Genomic DNA, 25,953 nt, shown 5'->3' with positions numbered 1-25,953 from the left:
GGGCTCAAGTGAGCCCCTTTTTTTATGGTAGAAAATATAGTCTATCTACTTAAGTGCTTGTGATAAATCATCAATTAGATCATTATAGTTTTCAATTCCTACACTTAATCTAATTAAGCCTTCACTAATTCCTATTTCTTTTTTTTCATCATCTGGTACATCAGTGTGTGTCATTGAATAAGGGTGTTGAGCAAGACTTTCATTACTTCCTAAACTAACCGCCAACTTAATTAGTTTAAGTGAATTTAAAAGCTTAAATGCGCTAGCTTCACTTTCTTCTATTGTAAAACCAATCATAGCACCACCTGTGAGGCATTGAGACTTATATATATCTACTTGCTTTTGCCCCATGTTTGGTAGTCCTGGATAAAACACATTTTTTACTTTTGGGTGTTTAATTAAAAAATCAACTAGTTTCCTTGCGTTTTTTTCTTGTTGATTCATTCTAATATGTAGTGTTTCTAGACTTCTTGTTAATAGCCATGCCGTATATGGAGCTATCATGCTACCAAGAAATGTACGTAGAGTTTTAATTGGTAATATACTTTCATGACTGCCCATAACTGCACCTGCAATAACATCACTATGACCATTTAAGAATTTTGTAGCTGAATAACATACTAGATCTGCTCCAAAATCTAATGGCTTTTGCCAAATTGGTCCCAAATATGTATTATCAACAACCGCAATAATATTATGGCCATACTTCTTCTCTATTCTTTCTTTGAAGAACTTAATAATATTTAAGTCAAAAAGTGCGTTAGTGGGATTTGCCGGGGTTTCAATATAAATCATCTTTAATTTAGAAGTCAGATTTTGATTTTCTAAATCGTTCCATAATTCTTCAATATTAGTGTCATTATTAAAGCCTTTTGATTCAACTCCAATATCAGCTAAAAAATTATTAATAAAATGGTGAGTACCTCCGTATGTAGGTTTACTATAGAGAATTAAGTCCCCAGGTTTTAGGTAAGCTAGCATTGTTGTTGATATAGCACTCATCCCACTTTCGAATGCTGCAGCTTCTTGAGAGTCTTCTAGTATTGCTAGACGCTCTTCAAGAATTTGCATGTTTGGGTTATTTATTCTAGAGTAAATAAGCCCTATTTGCTCATGTTTTTTCAAACTATCTTTACCATATGCTACTTCAAAAAAACGCTTTCCTTCTTCAGCTGTTTTAAAAACAAATGTTGATGTTTGAAAAATAGGTGGTTTTACTGATCCCTCGCTCCAGTCGGGATTATATCCGAAGGACATCATATGTGATTCTGCTTTCATAATTTTTAATGGCTATGTCCATGACCATGGTCATGGTGATGATCATGACTATGTCCGTGGTGATGATTACTATTTTCTCTTTTGTGTTTTATTCCGTTTAAGTTATTAAAAGCATTCTCATGTGCACTGAATGTAATTTCATTATTTATCAATTGAATTATTAGGTCACCATTTTTTGAGTATGCTTCTTCTAAAAGTTGTTTTTCATTTTGAATCTTACGATAACTTAACTGCCCATTTTTATAATACTCTTCTATAAGACTATCATTTATATATTTTTGAAATTTTAATTGTCCATTTTTGTGATATGTTTTTATTATTTCAAGTTCATCCTTATTAAAGATGTGTTCAGATTTCACCTGTCCATTTTTGTATGTCTCTTTTACTAATTGATTTTGAGAGAATATAATCAATGGCATTATTACAGATAGTAAGAAAAGTTTAGATTTCATTTAGTGAATATAATAATTTTTAAACACCCAGTAAGCCCTAAATATTATAATTATATTGCTTATGATTGTTTTAATTTGTTGATTTGATTTTCAATTTGTTCATCTTCAATCCTTGAAAACAATAGTTTTGGAGAATTTAATTGATGTCCTGCGGGGATTTGATTTATATCACTAGCGCATGACCATTTAGAGCTCTTTATGTTTAGCATATTTTTCAACTTTTGTGCTGTAAAAGGCATAAATGGTTCACAAAGAATAGATAATGATGCGGTAATATGGATACTAATATTTAAAATTGTTTCTGTTCTTGCTTTTTTGTCTGATTGTTTAAATAATTTCCATGGTTCAGTATCAGCTAAATATTTATTCCCTGATCTTGCTAAATCCATTAAAGTTTGTAATGCAAATCTAAATTTATAGTTATCAATTGAGTCTCCAATTACATTGGGTGTAGATTTAATTTTTAAAATTATATCTTCATCAATTTGTTCCAAATTATTTTTTCCTGGCACTTTACCATCCCAGTATTTATGACATAATACAAATACGCGATTGATAAAATTTCCTAGTATAGCGACTAATTCATTATTATTTCTTGCCTGAAAGTCTAGCCAGGTAAAGTCATTATCTTTATTTTCAGGTGCATTAATACATAAAACGTATCTTAGTACATCTTGTTGATTAGGAAAGTCTTTTAGATATTTATGTAACCAAACTGCCCAATTTTTGGATGTTGATATTTTACGACCCTCTAAATTAAGGAACTCATTAGCAGGCACGTTGTCAGGAAGAATAAAATCTCCATAGGACTTTAGCATGGCAGGAAAAATAATACAGTGAAATACAATATTATCTTTGCCAATAAAGTGAACTAGTTTAGTATTAGAATCTTTCCAATATGACTCCCAGTTCTTATTGTTTTTCTTAGCCCAGATTTTAGTGGCTGAAATATATCCGATGGGTGCATCAAACCAGACATATAATACTTTGCCTTTTTGATCTTCTATAGGTAACTTAACGCCCCAGTCCAAATCTCTAGTGACTGCTCGAGCTTTCAGGCCAGAATCAATCCAAGATTTACATTGTCCTACAACATTACTTTTCCACCTAATTCCATTTTCTTTAATAATCCAATCTTTTAGCCAATCCTCATGCCGATCTAAAGGTAAGTACCAATGAGACGTTTCTTTTTTAGTTAATTTACCACCACTAAGAGCAGATTGAGGATTTTTAAGTTCGGAAGGCTCTAGACTAGCACCACATTTTTCACATTGGTCCCCATATGCATCTTCATATCCACAAATTGGGCATGTTCCCTTAATATATCTATCTGCTAAAAAAGTTTTTTCTTTTTCATCATAGTATTCTTCGGTAGTTTTTTCTATGAATTTATTATCATCTAGTAGTTTTTTGAAAAACTCCTTTGCTACTTCGTGATGTTCTTGATTAGATGTTCGACTATATATATCTAATGAAATCCCAAATTCTAAGAATGAATTTTGAATCATTGTATGATACTTATCTATTACATCTTGTGGTTCTATACCGTTTTTTTTTGCTTTAATAGTTATTGGAACACCATGTTCATCAGAACCACACACATATAATACATCATCCCCAATATTTCTTTTATATCTTGCAAAGATGTCACCCGGGATATATACTCCTGCCAGGTGTCCAATATGAATAGGTCCATTAGCATAAGGCAATGCTGCTGTAACAGTAAATTTAGATGAGTCGCTCATAGTTTTGTATATTGTGTAAAAGTATAGTAAAGGATTTACAATGACAATAAATAATATAAATTCTATTGCGCCGCCAAATTTAAAAAAGGGGGATTGTATTGAAATTGTTGCTTGTGCAAAATTTATTTCTGTTAAGGACGTGGCTGATGCAATATCTATTATAGAAGACAATGGTTTTGTTGCTAAAGTAAACCCTCAAAATTTTAATAAACATAATGTGTTTGCAGGGACTATAGATCAGCGCATAGAAATATTACAATATGCATTGGATGATGATGAAACAAAAGCTATTTTTTTTGCACGCGGAGGTTATGGTACTATTCAAATTATAGATGGTTTAGATTTTGACTATTTTAGTAAAAACCCAAAATGGCTTGTCGGATTTAGTGATATAACAATTATTTTGAGCCATGTAAAGTCCTACTACAATATTCAAGCTATTCACGGTCCTATGCCATTTAACTTTAGCGCAACGGATACTGATTCAGTAATTAACCTTTTTAGTTTACTGCAAGGAAATTATAAAGCTTTAGAATGTCCTCTGTTTAAATTAAATAAATTAGGATCATGCAAAGGGAAGTTGTTCGGCGGCAATTTATCTATATTATATAGTTTAATAGGAACAAAAGATATAGATGGAATAAAAAATTCTATTCTTTTTTTAGAAGATGTTGATGAGTATCTATATCATTTAGAAAGGATGATTTATACAATGGATCGATCAGGTATTTTAAAGAGTTTAAAGGGTTTAGTAATTGGTCAGATGACCGCAATTTTAGACAACAAAGATTCATTTGGAAAGACGTCTTACCAATTAATATATGACATAGTTAAAAAATATGATTATCCGGTATGTTTTAATTTCCCTATAGGTCATAGTTCTCAAAACCAACCAGTTATTACAGGAAAAGAAGTTGAACTGAATGTAACTACAGCATCCTCTTCAATAACTTATTTGTCATGAAAAAAGAAAATCCTAGTATAAGGTTAAATCGATTCATAGCTATGTGCGGCATATGCTCACGTAGAAAAGCGGATCTCTTGATCGAAAATGGTAGAGTTAAAATAAATGGTAATACTATTTCTGCTTTAGGTACGAAGGTAAGTGACAAAGATGTTGTCGAGGTAGATGGTAAAAAAATTTCAATCGAGAAAAAACGATATATTTTACTAAATAAACCCAAGGGATATATTACAACCATGAGTGATGAAAGAGGACGAAAAACAGTCTTGTCTTTAATTCAAGACACTTACAAAGAGAGACTGGTGCCAGTTGGTAGGTTAGATCGAAATACTACAGGCTTGTTGTTATTTACAAACGACGGCTTATTGGCTAAAAAATTAATGCATCCTAAATACCAAATAAAAAAAATCTATAATGTTGAACTAAATCGAGATTTATGTAAACAAGATTTTGATGCCATTATCAATAATCTTACTTTAAGTGATGGAGTAGTTATAGTGGACGGTTTAGAGTATTGTGGTTCCAATAATAAGTTAAGGATAGAAATCCATATAGGAAGGAATAGAATAATTAGAAGAATTTTTGAACATCTTGGATATAATGTTGAAAAACTGGATAGAGTTGAATATGCATGTCTTTCAAAGAAAAATCTTTTACTTGGCAAATGGAGAGTTTTAACAAATTTTGAATTGAAAGAATTAAGCCGAATAAGTTAGTTGCTTTTATTAATTTAGTTACATGGAATTAAAATCAAGTGGACATACGTCAAAATTATTGGTTTTATTAGCTTTTTGTATTGTTGCTACAACTCTTTGGTATACTAATAATCTTGCAAATAAATTAAAAATAGAAGAACAGAAAAAAGTTGCTCTATGGGCCAAAGCAACAAAAGAGCTTTCGGATATGAACAACTCAAATTACGATGTTGGTTTTGTTTTTGAAGTTGTTAATAATAATACTACAGTCCCTGTAATTCAAGTCAATGAACTAGGAGATATAATTGCTCATAGAAATATTAACAAGCCCCACACAGAAGATGAGTTGCAAAAGCAGGTCAAGCTAATGAAGAGAAAATATCTTCCAATTGAAATAGAATTAATAAATGGGACTAAAGAATACATCTATTATAAGGATTCAAGATTGCTACAGAATTTAAAAAATTTTCCTTTTTTTATTTTGTCGATTATAGCAGCTTTTATCATTATTGCATATTTTGCTTTTAGTAATGCCAGGATTGCAGAACAGAATAAGGTTTGGACAGGCATGGCTAAAGAATCAGCACACCAAATAGGGACACCCCTTTCATCTTTATTGGGCTGGTTAGAGTATTTAAAAGAAAATAAAATAGAACAATCAGTAACATCTGAAATAGAAAAAGATTTGTCAAGGTTATCAGTAATTGCATCTAGATTTTCTAAGATTGGTTCTCTACCAAAATTAAATAAGATTAACTTAATTCCAGTTTTAGATAGTTCTATTAATTATATGCAAAAACGAGCATCTTCAAAAATATCTATAAGATTGATTTCAAATTCTCCACAAGTTAATGCTAAAATAAATCTTGATTTATTTGAATGGGTTATAGAAAATATTATTAAAAATTCTATGGACGCAATTAATGAAACTGGAAAAATTGTGGTTAAAATAATAGAAAATAAGAAAACAATTTTTATTGATATCATTGATAATGGTAGAGGCGTTAAGAAAACTCTTTCCAAGCAGATCTTTGAGCCAGGATTCACATCAAAAAAAAGAGGATGGGGATTAGGTCTATCTTTAGTAAAGCGAATTATTAAAGATTATCATAAGGGAGATGTAAGTTTATTAAAATCTACTCCAAATCAAGAGACTATTATTAGAATAGTTTTAAATAAGTAGCTATGGCAGGAATATATATTCATATTCCATTTTGTTCACAGGCGTGCCACTATTGTGACTTTCATTTTTCCACATCACTAAAAAATTTGCGTACTGTTATAAGTTGTATAAAAAAAGAGCTAACTATTCAAAAAAATTATTTAGAGGGTCAAACTATTAATACAGTTTATTTTGGAGGCGGTACACCATCCATTATTCCTGTTGATTATATTGTTGATATTCTTAAATTAATTAAAAGCAATTATAATATTGATAAGGAATTTGAATGTACTATTGAGGTCAACCCTGAGGATGTTTCATTAAACAAATTACGTGAGTGGCAAACTTGTGGTGTCAATAGACTGAGTATTGGTATTCAGTCTTTCTTTGATGAGGATCTAAAATTCATGAATCGTGCCCACAATAGTAAACAGGCACTTGATGCATTGGACCTTATAAGAGAATCAAACATAAAAAATGTTAATGCGGATTTAATCTACGGATATCCACAATTAAGCATCGAAGGATGGACGCGTAATTTGCAAACATTAATAGAATATAAAATTCAACACATTTCATGTTATTGCTTGACAGTCGAAAAAAAAACAGCTTTATTTAATTTTATTAAGAATAATAAATGTAAGCCACTAGATCCTGACCAAGGAGTTAAGCATTTTTTAAAAGCTCGTGAGATTTTAATTGATTCAGGATATATTCATTATGAGTTTTCAAATTTTGCTTTTAAAAATTATCAATCTCAACATAATAAAAATTATTGGAATAAAACCTATTATTTAGGCATTGGTCCTTCAGCCCACTCATATAATGGTAAATCCAGGCAGTGGAATGTAAAAAATAATTCGATTTATTGTGAAAAAATAAAAACAAATCAAGTATTTTATGAAAAGGAAATTTTAACTAAAAAAAACATCATGAATGAGCATATTCTTACAAGTGTAAGAACATTTAGTGGATTAGACTTACAGTTTTTTTCAGATAATATGACTTATGAGGAATATAAACAATTTATTAATGAATCATCGAAGTTGGAAAGAGCAGGTTTTTTTACAAGAAAAGAAAATATATTACATCTTACTAAAAAAGGAATATTATTTGCGGATAGTATTTCATCTCAATTATTTTTAATTTAACAAATTAAATATGAAAACGACTATTTATCATAATAATATAGAGTATTTAGCGGATTTAGATAATCCTTTAGATCTCTCTATACCTATGCATTCAAATAGTGTATTAGCATGGCACGTTCCAAACTTAAAAATATCACCTGTTTCTACGGTTGATTGGGTTGCTGATGTAAATGAAGGAGCTCCAGTTAATTTTAATAATATACATTTCAACCCTCATGCACATGGTACTCATACGGAATCTATAGGCCATATTTCGTCCAGAAAAGAGTCATTAAATGACAATTTAACAAAATTCTTTTTTGTCTCAAAGCTTATATCAATGAAGCCAGTAAATATAAATTCGGATTTTGTAATAAACAAAGAGAGCATTCAAAAGTTGGTGAGTAAGGACGAAAATATAGATACTTTAATAATTAGAACATTACCAAATAGTGATCTTAAGAAATCTAAAAATTATTCAAATACCAACCCTCCATACTTTTTAAAATCAGCTATAGAATACATTGTAGATATAGGAATAAAACATTTATTAGTAGATTTACCCTCTATTGATAAGGAAAAAGATGGAGGAGCTTTAGAGGGGCATAAAGCTTTTTGGAGATATCCTAAACAACCAAGAATTGATTGCACAATTACAGAGCTAATATATGTTTCTGAATTAATAAAAGATGGCTTATTTCTATTGAATCTTCAATTTGTGCCTTTTGAAAATGATGCATCCCCAAGTAGACCAATAATTTTTAATCTTAAAAAAGTTGAATAAATTGAATTGGACAAAGACTAGCTATTGTAATAGCATTACAAATTACTCACGCTTAAAAACCCATGAGGTTTTAGTGGGTGAGGTTGGAATTGGGGGCAGTAATCCAATTAGGATACAGTCAATGACAACAACAGATACAATGGATACGGAGGCATCTGTAAATCAGGTAATTAGTTTAATTAAAGCGGGTGCTGAACTCATTAGATTAACAGCTCCGAGTATTAAAGATGCTAGAAATTTATATAATATTAAAAACTCATTAATTAAAAAGGGTTATNGCCATCCATTGATTGCTGATATACACTTTACTCCAAATGCTGCTATTGAAGCTGCAAAAATTGTAGAAAAAGTGAGAATTAATCCAGGCAATTTTTCAGATAAAAAAAGATTTAAAACGCATAATTATTCTCATACCCAGTATCANGATGAGTTAAAAAGGATAGAAGAAAAAATAGTGCCACTTATAGAAGTTTGTAAAACTCATTGTACAGCTATGCGAATAGGTACTAATCACGGGTCTTTATCGGATAGAATCATGTCGCAATATGGCGATACACCATTAGGTATGGTTGAGTCTGCTCTAGAGTTTGTTCGTATTTGTGAAAAATACAATTATAATCAAATAATTCTTTCCATGAAGGCAAGTAATCCGATTATTATGATTCAGGCATACCGACTACTTGTTAATAAAATGAGAAAAGAAAATATGTTTTATCCTTTGCACTTAGGAGTTACAGAGGCTGGAGAAGGTGATGATGGTAGAATAAAGTCTGCAATAGGAATAGGATCACTTTTAATGGATGGCATTGGTGATACTATTAGAGTTTCATTAACAGAAGCACCCGAAAATGAAATTCCTACAGCAAAACTAATAACACAGTATATTGATAATAAAAAAGATCACATAAATTTTAAAGAGGTTAAGCAAAACCCTATTAATCCTTTTGCTTATGCAAAACGAAATTCATTTTCAATTTTTAATATTGGAGGCAATAATAGTCCAATTGTAATTTCTGATTTTTCAAGTCCAAAAAAGATAGATGTAGATAATTTAATTTCGGTTGGATATAGATACTCTGCAATACTAGATAAGTGGACAATTAGCGATGCGGCTTGTGACTATTTATTTTTAGGTGATAATGATATAGGTTTTGAGATCCCTGGTACTTTGAGGTTGCTTTACAATTATAAAACATGGCAAAGCCATAAAAAGGGCTACCCAGTTTTATCAGCTTATGAATATTTGAATGCTTCTAAACTATCTAATTTTCTAAACATTATATGCGTTTGTTTACATGATCTAAATACAGACTTAATATCTAAATTAAAGATAGATTCAACAGCTGTTTTATTAATTGAGGCTAATCAGAGTAATGTTATTTTTGAACAAAGAAAGATGTTTGTTANGTTAATGAATAATAGTATTTTAAATCCAATAATTATTAGTCGCTCATATAATAATTTATCTAAAAATATATTGCAAATAGAATCATCTATTGATATTGGCAGTCTTTTATTAGATGGATTGGGTGATGGAGTTTTTATTGTAGCCAAAAACAACTGTAGTAAACGTGAAGTCAATCAACTCGGATTTGATATTTTACAAGCAACTCGTACTAGAATTTCAAAAACTGAATATATATCTTGTCCCTCTTGTGGGAGAACTTTATTTGATTTGGAGCAAACCACTGCAAAAATTAGAGCGGCTACCGGCCATCTCAAAGGATTAAAGATTGGTGTAATGGGCTGCATTGTCAATGGACCTGGAGAAATGGCTGATGCAGATTATGGCTATGTAGGGACCGGTCCAGGCAAGATTAGTTTATATAAACAAAAAGAGGTGGTAAAAAAAAATATTCCTACAGATGATGCCATAAACGAATTAATATCCCTCATTAAAGAACATGGAGATTGGATTGATTAGTTTTGAATGCCGACTTTAAGGATATGGCATTAATTGAATCTANATCAAAGTATTCATTTGGATAATTAATAGTTTTAAGTTTTCCAATCCAATTATTTTTAACAGTCTCAAATTCTTCTTTTTTAGACTGATTCACTGGTTTAGAATCAGGAAGTTTTGTTTTAAATGGATCTACTTGCTTTCCATTCTTCCAAAATCGGTAACAAACGTGAGGACCCGTGGCTTGGCCAGATCGCCCTACATAGCCTATTATATCCACTCCTTGGGAAACGCGCTTGCCTTTTTTGATATTATTTTTAGACCATATTTTTTTACTTGACTTATCCATATGTAAATACTGGGTTGTATATGTTGAATTGTGACGTATTTTTACATAGTAGCCATTATATCGATTATATGATACTTCAATCACTTCACCATCTGCCGTACTGTATATTGGAGTTCCAATGGGTGCGGCGAAATCTGTTCCAAAGTGACCTTTCCACCTTCCTGTTACGGGATGCTTTCTTTTCGTTGTGAATCTAGACGAGATACGGGTAAATGATACGGGGGCTTTAAGAAAAAACTTTCTTAAGTTATTACCAGACTCATCAAAATAGTCATCAAATTCCCCTAGTTCATTAAATGCAAATGCATAGTATTCTTTATTGTTTGTATGAAAAACAGCAGCATGAACTTTGCCTACTCCAATAAATTCCCCATCGACGTATTTCGCATCATAAATGACTTTGAATTTGTCACCTGGGTTTATTCTAAAAAAATCTATCGTCCATGGATATATTTCGTCAGCAAAGATGTTTACAAGTTTTGCTGACAAATTGCTTTCTTCCATTGCATACCATAATGATGAGTTAATTATACCAGATCCCGTTTTTTCTTTAATTGTAAGCTCTTTGTGATCGATATATACATTTGTAGTATCTAGTAAGTTAGCAACTAAAAAATCAACTTTATTTATCTCATATATAAAATGTTTCGGGATGGTAAAAGCAGTGTCAGCAAATATAATTGTGTATTTAGCTCCTGCTTTAACATTTCTGAGATCAAAAACACCTTTAGATAATTTAGCAATCTTATCAATTTGAACAAAGTCAACATTATTTCTATTTAGTATTTCTCCTACATTCTCATTCTTTTGTACAGTTTTATTTATAATAAATAAATTTGTAGTGTCAATATTGTAATATANGTTTTTCTCTATCTCAAGCGTAGCATTATATACTTTAGGATCTTTTTTTTTGACACTCGTTTTACAAGCGGTAATAATTAAGATTAGTATGCAAAGATAACTTAGTCTCATTTATTTAATACTTGATTCTATCCACGATTTCCCCCACTCTTCTTTTTCTTTATCTGACCAAAGGATTGGGAAGAAAATGATCTTTTGAAATTTAGGTGGTAAATATGACTGCCAATTAGTGCCTCCTGTTGCGTCTATAAATTTATTTTTATTTTTAAGATGCTTGATNGCAGATTTATAATGTGCTAATTTCCAATTAACATTAACATTGACGTCGAACTCTCTTAGTAAACTAATTAACTTTTTATTTTCCTTGTCTTTTTTTGAAAGCTCGTTGTATTTGGCTAAAATATTTCTTGAACTCATCTTATTACATAGTTTCAATAGTCTTTCATTATATTGTCTTTCAAATTGTTTTAGGGTATATGTTTTTTTGCCAGTTGATAATTCATTAGCCCCACTTTTCCAGTATAAATTATCATATTCCTCATTAAGTGTTTTTTTAACGTTAGACTTGTTTGAAAGATTTTGAAGATATGTAGATCTTATTTCGAGCATTCTAAATTGAACACTTTGGAAGCCGCTACTTGGTAGTAAAGCCATTCGAAACTTTAAGAACTGTTCTTTCTCCATTCCTTCAATCATAATATCAAATGATTCTATCATCTTATTTAGATATCGGTTCAGTCTTTTCATTTTCTCTATAAATAAATCTAATTTCAGACTTTTCTTCCAGCCTAGATCCTCACCTGTGTCTAGCACATTTCTACCATTTTTATTTATATGTTCGATCTCATTAAGACATAATTTTAAATATAGTTCAGTTATTTGATGGTATATTATAAATATTTGCTCATCAGGAAAGTCAGTTTTAGGTTTTTGCAAGGACAACAGGGTGTCTAATTTAATATAGTTCCAGTATCCAACATAATCGGAATATAGTAGTCCATCAAGATATGAATACAGGTCCTGTCCAGTTGCTGAGTATTTGTCAGCTAGAAGCTTTATCTTTTCAAGTAGTTTTTTATCTTCCATTATTGTAGTAATACATTAAAAAGATAGTATAAATAATAAATTAAACCTAGAAATAAAACAAAGTGTTTTGATAAGAATCAAGACTAACATAAATAGACCCCACAAGTACTGGTAATTCTATTTTTAGTGGAATGCGCATATTATCAGAGCTTACCCAGATAAACGCTCCAGATTCACTTTTAAATACTCTACCTTTTTCCAGTAGAGGGGACAATTTCAAAGCTTTAATTTTTCCAAATTTTGTTTTGATTATTTCCTCTTTNATGATTTTTAAATGAGATTTATAGTATCGGTCTTGGTAATGGTAATCAAAAAATATTGTATCTCCAATTTGACTTTTTAAATTTTCTGTTTTGCGAAGTCTGTATCCTAAGCCAAGTAAATCATTGTTTTGTGTTGTTAATAATGAATCAGCTTTAAGCCTTAGTTGTGTTTTTTGATAGTATTTTCCTTCTTTTATATCCATAGAATACCACATTGTGTTTAGGTTAGCAGTGTCAATTATAGAACTATAGTGGTGTTCGACTTTCATAAAAAGGCTGAATAGTTTAGTGGTTTTCCCAAATGCATTTAAAAAATACGCAGCTTTATTATTATAAATTGTGTCTATGACACTTAGGTGTGCGTTTGCAGCAGTTAGTGCTCCGGTTTTTTTATTTTTTCGCCCGTATGTGATTTTGTAGTTTAATTTTTCTCCGCTTAGAAATGCAGCTTTCTTTGAATTAATTTTAATTTTTTCGTCTAAAAGGGGGTAAAACTTATTAAAAGCAGTGTTTTTTTGGCTAAAAAATAAAAAAAACACGATAAAAATAAATAAAAACAAAGTTTTTTTTAAATTTTTTTTCNTCATTTTTAATTCATTTTCGCTCATTTTTAATTCATTTTCGCTCATTTTTAATTCATTTTCGCTCATTTTTTAAAAAAAACACATGTTTTTAGTCAAAAACTATGTTAATTATTTTTTTTGGAACAATAATAATTCGATTTATTGATTTAGATTTTACGTAGTTTTCAGTTTTGGGATATTTTAATATATAATTTTGAATTTCTTCTTTTGACAAATTACTATCCAGCTCTATATTAAAGCGAACTTTACCATTAAATGAAACCGCATAATTACTAGTGTTTTCCAGCAAATACTTTTCGTCGTGGACCGGCCATTTAGCGTCATTAATTAAGTTTTTATTGCCAAGTATTTGCCATATTTCCGCTGAAATAAATGGTGCATATGGTGAAAGTAAAATAACAAATAATTCAATAATTTCTTTTTTATAACAACCAATCTTTGTAAGGTCATTTAAACAAATCATTAAATGGCTTACTACAGTATTAAACGAGTACCTTTTTAAATCATTTGTTATCTTTTTAATGCATATGTGGATAATTTTATATTCTTCGTGACTGGGGCTTGAGTTTGACAAATTCGGATTATTTACTAACCGCCATAATTTTTTTATAAAATTGTGGACACCATTAATCCCTTTGATATCCCATGGTTTAAATTGCTCTATTGGACCTAAAAACATTTCATACATTCTTAACGTGTCAGCTCCAAATTGATTAATTAAATCATCAGGGTTTTGTGTGTTATATTTGGATTTGGACATTTTTTCAATTTCATAACTACACACATAATTATTGTCTTGATTAAGAATAAATTTGGTGTTTTTATATTCAGATCGCCAATTTTTAAATTTTTCAATATTCAAAATGTCATTTTCAACAAGTTCAATATCTACATGAATTTTACTAGTTTCGTATTGGTCTTTTTTTTCAACAGTAACAAATGTATTTGTTTCTTTTATTCGATAAACAAAACTGGATCTACCTAGAATCATGCCTTGGTTTATTAGTTTTTTAAAAGGCTCGTCAAAATCAATATAGTTTTTATCAAATAAAAACTTTGTCCAAAATCGCGAATATAATAAATGGCCAACCGAATGTTCAGCACCCCCTACATATAAATCTACCTGTTTCCAGTAATCAGCTTTTGCTTTATTAACAAATTCGGAGTCATTATTAGGGTCCATAAATCTCAGGAAATACCATGATGATCCTGCCCATCCAGGCATAGTACTAAATTCCATTTTATCACCCTTAAATATATTCCAATCTTCTTTTTTTGCCCTTGCTAAAGGAGGATTTCCATTTTCGTCAGGCAGGTATTTATTTACAGGTGGCAGTTTGACACACGTATTCTCGTTAATTAAATAAGGTGTATCATGTTTATANTATATAGGAAATGGTTCCCCCCAATATCTTTGACGACTAAAAATAGCGTCTCTAATTCTATAATTTGTTTTTCGTACACCAATTTTTTGTTTATCAATTTCTTGAATTGCTACTTTTATTGCTTCTTGAACCTTTAAGTCGTTTAAAAAACTTGAATTGGTAATAGTAGCTGATTTATCTGTACAAGCTTTTTCACTAATGTTTTTTTTGTCGAAAATATTAGGGATTTCTAAATTGAAATGTTTGGCAAAATTCCAATCTCTTTGGTCACCGCAGGGAACAGCCATAATTGCACCAGTACCATAAGAAGCTAGGACATATTCGGCAATCCAAATAGGCAATTTCTTTTTTGTGAATGGGTGAATTGCATACGAACCAGAAAATACTCCCGTTATATTTTTAATATTTGATTGTCTTTCTTTTTCGGTTTTTAATTTGATTTGATTACAATATTTTTCGACAAATGGAGCTGTTTGGGAAGTCATAATTTTTTTTACTAAATCATGCTCTGGTGCTAAAACTATAAATGATACACCATAGATTGTGTCAGGTCTGGTTGTAAAAACTTCAATGGAACTTTCATGATTATGTGTTTTAAAATAAATAGATGCACCTTCAGACTTGCCTATCCAATTTTTTTGAACTTCTTTAATGGAGTCGGACCAATCAATTGATTTTAGTCCTGATATTAATCTTTCTGCATATGCAGTGATTCTTAAGGACCATTGTTTCATTTTTTTTTGTTCAACAGGGAAGTTCCCCCTCTCGGAATAACCATCTTTTATTTCATCATTAGCTAAAACAGTACCTAAGCTCTCACACCAATTCACCCATGTTTCTGATAAATATGCTAAACGATATTTTAAGAGAATTTCTTGTTGTTTTTTTTCATCCCAGCTGCTCCATTGTTCAGCACTAAAAAGAGGTGTATCCTCATTGCATGAAGATTGGACTTTTTTATTTCCACTTTTTTCAAACTCATCAATTAGCTCTGAAATATCACGAGCCTTATCATTTATATTGCAATAGTAGGAGTCAAATAGTTGTTTGAAAATCCATTGTGTCCATTTATAATAGTTGGGATTAGAGGTTTGAATTTCTCTTTCCCAATCAAAAGAGAAGCCAATTTTATCAAGTTGCTCTCTATATTTACTTGTATTTTTTTTTGTTGTGATTTCTGGGTGTTGTCCGGTTTCAATGGCATATTGTTCTGCTGGTAGTCCAAAGGAATCATAACCCATTGGATGTAAAACATTATATCCATTTAATCTTTTAAATCTTGCATATATATCAGATGCAATATAACCTAGTGGATGACCGACATGAAGACCAGCTCCGGATGGATATGGGAACATGTCTAAGACGTAAAATTTTTTTTTATTTGGATCTTCTGTAACTCGATAGATATTTTTTGCCTTCCACTCTTTCGACCATTTTTTTTCTATTTCTTCAAAGTTATAATCCATAAGATATTATTATAATATGATAAATGTAAATATTAATAAATAATTTATTACATTGATTTATGAAAAATCTTCAACTAGTTAAAATTATATTTTATGAGTTTGAAAACAGAGAACTTTTTTAAAATTAGGGTTATAAATTCTCGAATATCAATTTTTTTAGCCACTACATTTTCTGTTTTGATTATGGGAGTATTAGGTTTAGTTGCTATAAATTACAATACGCTTGAGACTAATTTGAAAGAAAATGTGAGTTTTAATTTAATTATTGAGGAGTCAATTGAGGAGATACAAATTCAGCAATTAATTAAGTCCTTAATTTTAATGCCTAATGTAAAATCAGTTGATTTTATTTCAAGAGAAGAGTCAGCTAATCTTTTAGCTAATAATTTAGGTCAAGATTTTTTAAAGGTTTTAGGTGGTAATCCACTATCTAATATTATTGAGGTGAGATTTTTTTCTGACTTTTTAATCCGGACTACTTCTCAGAGTCAAATAAATGAATTCATGTATTATTCAGAAGTTAAAGAGGTAATATATGATGAAAATCTCATTGCTTTATTGGAGAAAAATTTCACTAGATTAGGAGTTCTATTATTATTCATGGCTATATTATTTTTTATAATTGCTTTTGCTTTAATTAATAGTAATATTAGATTAACAATATATTCAAAAAGATTTAATATTAAGACCATGCAACTAGTAGGGGCTACTAAAAAGTTTATACAGAAACCATTTTTAATATCAAATTTAAAATCTACTATTTTAGCATGTTTGGTAGGAAATCTAATTTTAATGGTTTTTTTATCACTTGCCATTGATAAATTCCCAGAACTAAAAAACATGTTTTCTATTTATCAATTAATTTATTTAACTTTTGCTATTTGTGGAATTAATTTGTTGATTTCGTTTTTTAGTACATGGATTTTTGTAAGAAAGTACTTAAATTTAAATACAGAAGATTTATATAAATAGTATGTCAAATAAAAACACTTTTCTTTTTAATAAATCTAATTATTTATTGTTAATAATTAGTATAGTGATAATTATCATCGGCTTTCTATTAATGAAAGGTGGCGGCGGGACTACCGATTTTGAATTTAATGAAGAGATATTCTCTACTAAAAGAATTATAATAGCTCCCATAATAGTTATTGTTGGATATATTGGCTTGGGCTTTGCAATATTTTATAATGATTGATGAATTAAAATACTTTATATTGGGATTGATTCAAGGTTTAACTGAGTTTTTCCCTATAAGTAGTAGTGGCCACTTAGAGATCTTTTCACACATTTCTAATCTTGCTCAAGAAGAACCACTTTTATTATTTATTACTGTTCATTTTGCTACGGCATTAAGTACATCTATTGTATACTTTGAGCGTATTAAGCAGATTATAGTGGGTTTAATAAATCAAAATATAGATGATACCAGCTTTATATTGAAGCTTCTTTTATCATCCATTCCGACAATTATTATTTATTTGTTGTTTAATAGTCAAATTGACTTACTTTTTACTAATGCAATTAATTTAGTATGTCTAATGCTAATTATTACTGGTGTAATTTTAATTTATACTAATTTTATAAATCCATCAAATGGAGATATAACTTTTTCTAATGCTTTTTTGATTGGTTGTGCACAAGCTATTGCAATCATTCCTGGAATCTCTCGTTCTGGATTTACAATTACTGCGGCCTTATGTTGCAAGGTGAAGAGAGAAAAAGCAGCTGAATTTTCATTTCTAATGGCTCTTGTACCGATACTGGGAGGTACACTAATTAAATTAGTTGAATTTATCACAACTGATTCAAGTAATGATGTTGAGATTCAAGGTTTATTAATTGCTTTTATAAGTGCTTTTTTTTCAGGTCTATTTGCTTGTAAATATATGATATCAATTGTTCAAAAAAAGAATCTAAAATATTTTGGATACTATTGCATCTGTATTGGGTGTGGTTTTTTGTTATTTGTATGAGTTTGATTAATAAGCAAATATCAAAGACTATATTCGTTAATAAGCCAATTAATTGGACATCGTTTGATGTAGTTAAAAACATCAGGAGTTTAATGAAAAAGAAATATGATTTACAAAAAATTAAAGTAGGTCATACTGGAACCTTAGATCCTCTAGCTACTGGTTTATTAATCATCTGCACAGGAGATAGAACAAAAACTATTAATAGTTTTATAAATCTTGACAAAACATATATAGGCACTTTAAAATTAGGAGCTATTACTGACAGCTTTGATAGTGAAACAAAAGAAAAAGAAATAAAAGAATATAATTTTATTACTAACAGTCAAATTTTAAAATCATTTTCAAATTTTATTGGAGAACTTTCTCAAGTTCCTCCTATTTTTTCAGCAATTAAGCATAAGGGGGAACCATTATATAAAAAAGCACGTAGAGGAGAGTTAAATATTGATATAAAAAAAAGAAAAATAACTATTTATAGCTTGGACTTAATAGCTGTCGACTTGCCATTTGTTAAGTTTAAAATAAAATGTAGTAAGGGCACTTATATTAGATCATTGGCTAATGATATTGGTAAGGATTTGAGTTGTGGAGCCTATTTACATGCTTTATCTAGGGTATCTGTAGGGGAATATAAATTAGAAGATGCTTTAAGTATTGAAAATATTAAGAATTTTTTATGACCTATTTAATTAAAAAAAATCACATTTGATAATTTTGTATATTTGCGTCCATATTCTGTAAAAAAAGAATCTAATGATAAAGCTAAAATTATCCCATTTCGACTTTAAATTGCCACCAGAACTGTTAGCCATTGATCCGCTTATTAATAGAGATGAATCAAGAATGATGGTTATTCATAGAGATTCTGGAAAAATAGAGCATAGAAAATTCACAGACATTTTAGATTATTTTAATGAGGATGATGTTATGGTTTTAAATAACACTAAGGTAATTCCCGCCAGATTATATGGAAACAAAGAGAAAACAGGTGCAAAAATTGAGGTTTTTTTAATGCGAGAGCTAAATAAAGAAAGTCGACTGTGGGATGTTCTTGTTGATCCTGCTCGAAAAATCAGAATTGGAAACAAATTATATTTTGGGGAAAATGACGAATTAATCGCTGAGGTGATTGATAATACTACATCCAGAGGTAGAACATTAAGATTTTTACATGATGCCCCCTACTCAGAATTTAAAAGCACAATTGAGAGGCTTGGCCAAACTCCATTGCCTAAATATATAAATAGAGAGCCCACTAAACATGATGAAGAAATGTATCAAACCGTTTATGCTCAGCATAAGGGTGCAGTAGCTGCGCCAACAGCAGGCTTACATTTTAGTAAAATTATATTAAAAAAACTTGAGATTTTAGGGGTTCATTTACCTGAAATAACTCTCCATATTGGATTAGGAACTTTTCGTCCAGTTGAGGTAGAAGATCTGTCAAAACATAAAATGGATTCGGAGGAGGTGTTTATTAACTCTAATGTTGCCGATGTAATTAATAATGGCATAAAAAATAGAAGACGTATTTGTGCAATTGGAACAACTTCAATTAGAGCTATGGAAACACCAGTATCCTCTTATCAAACCTTAAAACCTTTTGAGGGTTGGACAAATAAGTTTATTTTCCCTCCATACAATTTTCAGATTGCTAATTCATTATTGACTAATTTTCATGATCCAAAATCTACAGTCTTAATGTTAGTTTCTGCTTTTGCTGGCCATGATTTAATTATGAGAGCTTATAAAGAAGCTGTAAAAGAAAAATATAAATTTTTAAGTTACGGTGATTGCATGTTGATAATTTAATCATGGCTCATTATGTTTTAATATTAGGTGGTGGTCAAGGCACTAGAATGAATAATTCGACTCCTAAACAGTTTTTAGAGATAAATGACATGCCTTTATTAATGCATAGTATAAGTGCTTTTTTCGCTTCTGACCCGACATGCAAAATTTATATTGGTTTACCAAAAAGCAATTTATCTGAATGGGACGGTTTATGTAAAAAATATGGTTTCAATATAAATAGTCTAATTTTTGAGGGTGGTAATAAAAGATTAGATACTGCATATTTAGGTATAAAGAAGATAGTAAGTGAAAATGAATGTTGCACGGAAGATATTATAAGTATTCATGATGGAGCAAGACCCTTCATTGACAAAAGTTTTATTCAAGAGTTAATAAATAGTGCTAGGCTAAATGGAAGTGCAATCCCTGTACTACCTTTAAAAAATGCTTTAAGGAGAGATTCAAGTCAAGAGTCCTTAAATAATAAAAACAAATCTAATTCTATGAACAGATCATTTTATAAAACAGTTCAAACACCTCAAGTATTTAACTGTAACATAATTAAGAGTTGTTATGAGAAGCTGCATCAATTACGCTCAATAAGTGGAGATTCAAGTTATATATTAAATGGAATTTTTGATGATGCATCTGTTTATGAAAAATTTAAATCCCCGAAAGATCCGTCAATAAATCAAGTCCCGGGTCGTGAGTATAATATTAAAATTACATCACCAATGGATTATTACTTGGCTCCATTTATATATGACTTTTATAAAAGTATGCAATGAAACAATTAATTAAAGATATTCGAATTTTAAATAGCTCGAAAATAAAGGATTTTTTTGATTTGCATAAAAAACCTCGATTTAGGGCTAACCAGGTGTATGAGTGGTTATGGAAGTATCGAGTATTAAACTTTAATTTAATGACAAATCTTTCATTAGATGATCGAGAATTATTAAGTAAAAATTTTTGTATTAAGAGCCTAACACTTCATAGCCATAAAATTAGTCGAGATGGAACGATAAAATTTTTATTTCAGCTTGAGAACAATAAAATAGTAGAGGGCGTCTTAATTCCCCAAGGAGACCGATATACAGCATGTATATCATCCCAGGCAGGTTGTAGTTTAGCTTGTGAATTTTGCGCCACTGGTAAATTAAAATTATATAGGAATTTATCACCGGGAGAAATTTACGATCAAGTTTTTTTAATAAATGAATTTGCTTTAAAAAAATATAAAAAAAGAATTACAAATATTGTATATATGGGGATGGGAGAGCCTTTTTTGAATAGTACTAATGTATTGCATAGTATTAATCATATTACTTCAAAACAGGGTCTTAATATATCATCTAAGCGAATTACAGTGTCGACTGCTGGTATTGTTAAAATAATTAAAAAAGTTGCTGATTTAAATCCTCAATTCAATTTGGCAATATCTTTACATTCAGCGAATGATAAAAAAAGAACTTCAATTATGGAAATAAATAAGTCAAATAATTTACAAGATCTAGCGATTGCGATTAATTATTTTTATACTAAAACTAAAATAAAACCTACTTATGAATATATATTGCTGAAGGGTGTTAATGATTCTATTGAAGACGCTAATGCTTTAATTGCTTTTTGTAAAAAAACACCTAGTAAAGTGAATTTAATTGAGTACAATAAAGTTCCTAATTTGCCTTATGAAAAATCTTCGATTAGTTCTACTAAAATATTTATGGATTTATTAGAAAAAAATAAGATATTAGTTAAGTTGAGACGTAGTAGGGGTGAAGATATTGGTGCTGCTTGCGGTCAATTAGCAACTCAAAATAAGACGTGATAAATATTTTAGAAGACATAAGAAAAGAATTAAATTTATTTGATAAGCAGTTTAAAGATGCTTTATCTACCAAGGCTACCTTGTTACATAGGGTAACAAATTATATTAATAAGTCACCGGGCAAAAAAATTAGACCTATTTGTACAATATTATCTGCAGGTTTAATAAATAATATTTCTCCTCAGACTTATCGCGGTGCTGTTCTAGTTGAGTTATTACATACGGCTACTTTGATTCATGATGATATAGTTGACGATGCACAATTAAGAAGGTCTAATTTTTCAATAAATACTGTATGGAAAAATAAAATTGCAGTTTTATCAGGAGATTATTTTTTAGCAAAAGGTCTTAAGTTGGCTATTAAACATTCAGACTATGATATATTATCTTTAATTTCTAATGTGGTACAGCAAATTGTTGAGGGGGAATTAATTCAAATAGAAAAAACAAAAAAATTAAATTTAAATGAGGCAGATTTTTATAAAATTATAAAGCTTAAAACAGGTTCTCTCTTTGAAACTTCTTTTGCCATAGGAGCTCTTAATTCTAATGTAAATAAAAATACAATTACTGATCTGAAAAATTTAGGAATGAACATTGGTGTGCTTTTTCAAATTAAAGATGATATTTTAGATTACACAAATAAATCTATTATTAGCGGAAAGTCTTTTGGGAATGATATAAAAGAAGGGAAAATAAATTTGCCATTATTATTATCATTTAGGCAAATGAATTTAATTGAAAAACAAAAAGCTTATAAAATCTTAAGAAGCAAAAACACTACAACACATGACATATATATTGTATATGATTTAATAAAAAAGTATAAAGGCATAGAAATGGCAGAATCTGTTGTAGAGAAGTTTTATTCGGAATCAAAAACAATTCTCGCTAATTTTGATGAAAATGTATATAAGAAAGTATTACTATCTTTACTTGACTACTTAATTGAGAGAAAAAAATAGATGAGAATTTCGAAAAAATCTATAGATGAAATTTTTGGTGCTGCAGTTATAGAGGAGGTAATTTCAGAATTTGTTCTTCTAAAGAAAACAGGTGCAAATTACAAGGGTTTAAGTCCATTTAACGACGAAAAAACACCATCTTTTGTAGTTTCTCCAACTAAGGAAATTTGGAAAGATTTTAGTTCAGGCAAAGGCGGTAATGTTGTTTCGTTTTTAATGGAACACGAGCAGTACTCTTACCCTGAAGCATTGTTATTCTTAGCTAAGAAATATAACATCAATGTAGAATATATAGAACTTGATTCTGATGCACAAAAAAAAGCAACTGAAAGAGAAGCATCTTTGTTAGTTTTAAGTTTTGCAGAGAAATACTTCTGCAATAATTTAATAGGCAAAGATAATAATGCTTTAGAGTATTTATATTCGCGCGGTTTTAAAAATACTACAATTCAAGAATTTAATATAGGTTTCTGCCCTATAAAGGACAAGAATTTAGTTGCTGAAACCAAAAAAGCGGGATATAACATAGATTTTTTATTAAAGACACGTATAGTAAATGAAAAATATCAAAATCGATTTTCGGGCAGATTAATATTTCCAATTCATAGTATCACAGGGCAGGTTGTAGGATTTGGAGGAAGAGTTTTAGAATCAGATGTTAAAAAAGCAAAATATCTTAACTCAGATAGTTCAGAAATATATCAAAAGTCAAAAGTATTATATGGCTTACATTTAGCTAAAAAACATATTAAAAAATTAGACTTTTGTTATGTTGTAGAAGGCTATACTGATGTTATTGCATTATATCAATCTGGCATTAAGAATGTAGTTTCTAATTGCGGTACCGCTTTAACAAATGATCAAGTAAGATTAATAAAAAGATTTACCAATAATTTAGTAATGATGTTCGATTCAGATAATGCTGGTTTATTAGCAACTGTAAAAGCGATCGATATAATTTTAAAACAAAATATGTTTCCTAAGATTTTACAATTACCTAATAATGATGACCCAGCTTCTTTTGTAAAGGATAAATCTTATGAGGATATATCTAGGTATTTTAATGATAATACAGTTGATTTTATTACTTATAAGTATTCTCTATCCAACACTTCTGATACAGTTAATATAATACAATCAACCAAAGATATTTTATTATCTATCTCATTAATTGATGATGCGATATCACAAGCTTTACATTTAAGAGCAGCGGCAAAAATTTTAAAGATTTCCGAGAATGATTTAAAAATAGAATTAAAAAAAATAATTATTTCGAGCAAAAAAAACACAGCTAAATTGAACTTAAAAGCTGCTGATAAAGTAGCAGATACTCAATCACTTGCTGATTTAAAATCAAAATATATTGAAGAGTTTCAGTTAATAAGGTTGTTTATTAATTATGGAACATCATCTTATACTTCTTCTGAAGAAAAAAAATTTAATGTTGCCGAATTTATATGTCAAGAGTTAGATAGAGATAATATATTATTTAGTGTTCCGTTATTTAATGATGTTTTGTCATATGTGAAAAATAATTTACAGTCTAAGGATAGTATTTCTAAGGATAATTTTTTAGCTCATGATAATGTAGCAATTAGGGATTTAGCTTCTTATGTTATAGGACAAAAGTATCTATTAAGTAATTGGAAACAAAAAGATATTATTGTTTTGGAAGAGGAAGATAGATTATTTTCGATAACTAAGGAATCTATATTGAGGTTTAAGTTAAAGCGCGTTCAAGACATGGTTCAAAATTCTTTATTAGAACTAAAGAATCTTGAAAAAGATGATGAACAACTATTACAGAATTTTTCCGCTCTCAGCTCCTTAGAGAAAAAAATCCAAAAAGAACTAGGAAGGTTATTTTAGTCCAAGACTGATTAATAACTGTTTAAACTGAATCGGGGATAATTGTTGTTTAGAATCACTTAGTGCATTATCAGGTTCATTGTGCACTTCAATCATTAAGCCATCTACTTTTTTTTCTAGCGCCTTTTTACAAATTGGGTAAATTAATTCCCGATTTCCAGCAATATGGCTTGGGTCATGAATAATTGGAATTTCCGGATATTCCTGTCGAATTATTTTCAACAAATCCCATCTAGGCTGGTTGCGATATTTTTTCGAGTTTTCAAGAAAAAACCCGCGGTGTATCAGCTTAATTGTGTTTTTTTTATTTTTTTTGAATCTTTCAATAGCACCTATCCAGAGCTTTATGTCTGGAAAAATTGGATTTTTTATCCATATTTCCACATTTTTATTTTTTAATTTTTTTGAAATCTCTTCAACTGTAAATGGATTGCATGTTGTTCTTGCCCCTATCCAAAAAGTGTTAATATTATATTCAAGAGCCAAATTAAGATGATTTAATGTGCCAATTTCAATAGCACAACGAACGTTAAATTTTTTTTGCACATTTTGTATCCATTTAAGTGAATTTTCACCCCGACCAGCAAAACTATATGGTGATGTGCGAGCCTTCCATGCGCCACATCGAATAATGTCGGTTTCATGATAGATATTTTCAATGGTATCATTAAATTGTTTTTTTGATTCAATAGCGCATGGGCCAGCAATAATAATTTTATTATTATTTTTTACCATCTAATAGTATTATAAATTCGCCTTTTAATTTAGAGTTAGAAATATCATTTATGACATGTTGAATATTGCCTCTGTAGGCAGTTTCATATATTTTTGTTAATTCTTTTACGACGACTATATTTCTCTCACCACAAGCTATGTGTAGTTCATTTAATGTTTTTAAAATTTTATGAGGTGACTCATAGATAATTGTAGTGTTTTCGTAATTTGCAATTGTATTTATCAATTTTTTTCTTTTCTTTTTTACTGGCAGGAATCCGTGAAATTGAAATTTTTCACTTGGAAGACCGGATTTAACTAATGCAGTTATACAAGCTGTTGGACCAGGTAAACAAGATATAGCTATATCATTTTGTATACAAGCTCGTATTAATAAAAATCCAGGGTCAGAAATACTAGGGGTTCCGGCATCGGAAACTAAAGATATTTTTTGACCCGAATCTATTTTTCTAATTATTAAATCTATTTTTTTATGTTCATTAAAAGCATGATAGCTCATCATTTTTGTCGAAATATCATATTTCTGTAAAAGTTTTCTTGTTACTCTAGAGTCTTCTACTAGAATCAGGTCGGATTCCCTTAAGATTCTTATTGAGCGAAGAGTAATATCTTCTAAATTTCCAATAGGCGTTGGAATTATATAAATAAGTCTTTCCATACTAACTGTGAAATT

Annotated in this window: 24 protein-coding genes; 15 read left to right on the top strand and 9 right to left on the bottom strand. The window is 29.7% G+C overall.

The annotated features are described in order from the left end of the window. Positions 1 to 45: 45 nt before the first annotated feature. The 3 genes from CBD51_002380 to CBD51_002370 are packed head-to-tail and all read right to left on the bottom strand — an operon-like array spanning position 46 to position 3,475. Positions 46 to 1,278 (bottom strand): cystathionine gamma-synthase family protein, encoded by a 1,233-nt coding sequence (locus CBD51_002380; GenBank protein RPG59862.1) that lies wholly within the window; start codon positions 1,276 to 1,278, stop codon positions 46 to 48. Positions 1,279 to 1,283: 5 nt separating this feature from the next. Beyond that, on the bottom strand, positions 1,284 to 1,730 hold the full coding sequence (locus tag CBD51_002375) for a hypothetical protein (GenBank protein ID RPG59861.1): 447 nt from the start codon (positions 1,728 to 1,730) through the stop codon (positions 1,284 to 1,286). A gap of 59 nt (positions 1,731 to 1,789) precedes the next feature. Beyond that, the gene (locus CBD51_002370) at positions 1,790 to 3,475 is read right to left on the bottom strand and encodes a methionine--tRNA ligase (GenBank protein ID RPG59860.1); all 1,686 of its coding nucleotides are present in this window, start codon (positions 3,473 to 3,475) and stop codon (positions 1,790 to 1,792) included. A gap of 40 nt (positions 3,476 to 3,515) precedes the next feature. On the opposite strand from CBD51_002370, the gene CBD51_002365 reads away from it, so the two are divergent. Genes CBD51_002365 through ispG form a run of 6 tightly spaced genes read left to right on the top strand, consistent with a single transcriptional unit; the run spans position 3,516 to position 10,134 of the window. After that, positions 3,516 to 4,439, top strand: coding sequence for an LD-carboxypeptidase (locus CBD51_002365; GenBank protein ID RPG59859.1), 924 nt, complete (start codon positions 3,516 to 3,518; stop codon positions 4,437 to 4,439). Then, the gene (locus CBD51_002360) at positions 4,436 to 5,155 is read left to right on the top strand and encodes an rRNA pseudouridine synthase (protein ID RPG59858.1); all 720 of its coding nucleotides are present in this window, start codon (positions 4,436 to 4,438) and stop codon (positions 5,153 to 5,155) included. The genes CBD51_002365 and CBD51_002360 overlap by 4 nt, the downstream gene beginning before the upstream one ends. A 22-nt stretch (positions 5,156 to 5,177) precedes the next feature. Then, positions 5,178 to 6,317 (top strand): sensor histidine kinase, encoded by a 1,140-nt coding sequence (locus CBD51_002355; GenBank protein ID RPG59857.1) that lies wholly within the window; start codon positions 5,178 to 5,180, stop codon positions 6,315 to 6,317. A 2-nt stretch (positions 6,318 to 6,319) separates the two neighbouring features. Continuing rightward, positions 6,320 to 7,447: a radical SAM family heme chaperone HemW gene (gene hemW, locus CBD51_002350; protein ID RPG59856.1), complete on the top strand. Its 1,128-nt coding sequence runs from the start codon at positions 6,320 to 6,322 to the stop codon at positions 7,445 to 7,447. Between the two features lie 10 nt (positions 7,448 to 7,457). Beyond that, complete coding sequence (locus CBD51_002345) at positions 7,458 to 8,210, top strand: cyclase family protein (protein RPG59855.1); 753 nt, start codon at positions 7,458 to 7,460, stop codon at positions 8,208 to 8,210. A gap of 1 nt (position 8,211) precedes the next feature. Then, on the top strand, positions 8,212 to 10,134 hold the full coding sequence (gene ispG / locus CBD51_002340) for a 4-hydroxy-3-methylbut-2-en-1-yl diphosphate synthase (protein RPG59854.1): 1,923 nt from the start codon (positions 8,212 to 8,214) through the stop codon (positions 10,132 to 10,134). Here the strand turns inward: ispG and CBD51_002335 are convergent. The 4 genes from CBD51_002335 to CBD51_002320 form a co-directional block, all read right to left on the bottom strand. Then, positions 10,106 to 11,434: a hypothetical protein gene (locus tag CBD51_002335; protein RPG59853.1), complete on the bottom strand. Its 1,329-nt coding sequence runs from the start codon at positions 11,432 to 11,434 to the stop codon at positions 10,106 to 10,108. The genes ispG and CBD51_002335 overlap by 29 nt on opposite strands. After that, entirely contained in the window at positions 11,435 to 12,409 is a 975-nt protein-coding gene (locus CBD51_002330) for a tryptophan 2,3-dioxygenase (GenBank protein ID RPG59852.1), read from the bottom strand. It lies immediately after the preceding gene. A gap of 46 nt (positions 12,410 to 12,455) precedes the next feature. Continuing rightward, the gene (locus CBD51_002325) at positions 12,456 to 13,322 is read right to left on the bottom strand and encodes a DUF3108 domain-containing protein (GenBank protein RPG59851.1); all 867 of its coding nucleotides are present in this window, start codon (positions 13,320 to 13,322) and stop codon (positions 12,456 to 12,458) included. A 22-nt stretch (positions 13,323 to 13,344) separates the two neighbouring features. Next, positions 13,345 to 16,107 (bottom strand): leucine--tRNA ligase, encoded by a 2,763-nt coding sequence (locus CBD51_002320; protein ID RPG59850.1) that lies wholly within the window; start codon positions 16,105 to 16,107, stop codon positions 13,345 to 13,347. A 93-nt stretch (positions 16,108 to 16,200) separates the two neighbouring features. Between CBD51_002320 and CBD51_002315 the strand changes: the two genes are divergently transcribed. The 9 genes from CBD51_002315 (at position 16,201) to dnaG (ending at position 24,545) form a co-directional block, all read left to right on the top strand. Continuing rightward, on the top strand, positions 16,201 to 17,079 hold the full coding sequence (locus tag CBD51_002315; GenBank protein RPG59849.1) for an FtsX-like permease family protein: 879 nt from the start codon (positions 16,201 to 16,203) through the stop codon (positions 17,077 to 17,079). A 1-nt stretch (position 17,080) separates the two neighbouring features. Beyond that, positions 17,081 to 17,305 carry a DUF3098 domain-containing protein gene (locus tag CBD51_002310; GenBank protein ID RPG59848.1) on the top strand — a complete coding sequence of 75 codons (225 nt, stop codon included), beginning with the start codon at positions 17,081 to 17,083 and terminating at the stop codon, positions 17,303 to 17,305. Then, entirely contained in the window at positions 17,298 to 18,083 is a 786-nt protein-coding gene (locus CBD51_002305; protein RPG59847.1) for an undecaprenyl-diphosphate phosphatase, read from the top strand. Before CBD51_002310 ends, CBD51_002305 begins: the two co-directional genes overlap by 8 nt. Next, a complete protein-coding gene (gene truB / locus CBD51_002300; GenBank protein ID RPG59846.1) occupies positions 18,080 to 18,766 on the top strand; it encodes a tRNA pseudouridine(55) synthase TruB in 687 nt (228 codons plus the stop codon). The genes CBD51_002305 and truB overlap by 4 nt, the downstream gene beginning before the upstream one ends. Before the next feature lie 73 nt (positions 18,767 to 18,839). Further along, positions 18,840 to 19,898, top strand: a complete 1,059-nt coding sequence (queA, locus tag CBD51_002295) for a tRNA preQ1(34) S-adenosylmethionine ribosyltransferase-isomerase QueA (protein RPG59845.1) — start codon at positions 18,840 to 18,842, stop codon at positions 19,896 to 19,898. 2 nt (positions 19,899 to 19,900) lie between these two features. Then, entirely contained in the window at positions 19,901 to 20,668 is a 768-nt protein-coding gene (locus CBD51_002290; GenBank protein RPG59844.1) for a 2-C-methyl-D-erythritol 4-phosphate cytidylyltransferase, read from the top strand. Continuing rightward, positions 20,665 to 21,711: a 23S rRNA (adenine(2503)-C(2))-methyltransferase RlmN gene (rlmN, locus tag CBD51_002285; GenBank protein RPG59843.1), complete on the top strand. Its 1,047-nt coding sequence runs from the start codon at positions 20,665 to 20,667 to the stop codon at positions 21,709 to 21,711. Before CBD51_002290 ends, rlmN begins: the two co-directional genes overlap by 4 nt. Further along, a complete protein-coding gene (locus CBD51_002280) occupies positions 21,708 to 22,676 on the top strand; it encodes a polyprenyl synthetase family protein (GenBank protein RPG59842.1) in 969 nt (322 codons plus the stop codon). The genes rlmN and CBD51_002280 overlap by 4 nt, the downstream gene beginning before the upstream one ends. Beyond that, complete coding sequence (dnaG, locus tag CBD51_002275; protein ID RPG59841.1) at positions 22,677 to 24,545, top strand: DNA primase; 1,869 nt, start codon at positions 22,677 to 22,679, stop codon at positions 24,543 to 24,545. On the opposite strand, the gene CBD51_002270 is transcribed toward dnaG, so the two are convergent. Both CBD51_002270 and rsmI read right to left on the bottom strand, forming a co-directional pair. Continuing rightward, positions 24,537 to 25,280, bottom strand: a complete 744-nt coding sequence (locus tag CBD51_002270; GenBank protein ID RPG59840.1) for a hypothetical protein — start codon at positions 25,278 to 25,280, stop codon at positions 24,537 to 24,539. The two genes, dnaG and CBD51_002270, sit on opposite strands and share 9 nt — an antisense overlap. After that, entirely contained in the window at positions 25,267 to 25,938 is a 672-nt protein-coding gene (gene rsmI, locus CBD51_002265) for a 16S rRNA (cytidine(1402)-2'-O)-methyltransferase (GenBank protein RPG59839.1), read from the bottom strand. Before rsmI ends, CBD51_002270 begins: the two co-directional genes overlap by 14 nt. Positions 25,939 to 25,953: the final 15 nt, after the last annotated feature.

It is taken from the genome of Flavobacteriales bacterium TMED191 (assembly GCA_002171975.2).
Taxonomy (GTDB): Bacteria; Bacteroidota; Bacteroidia; order Flavobacteriales; family TMED113.
This window is presented reverse-complemented; position numbering and strand designations above follow the sequence as displayed.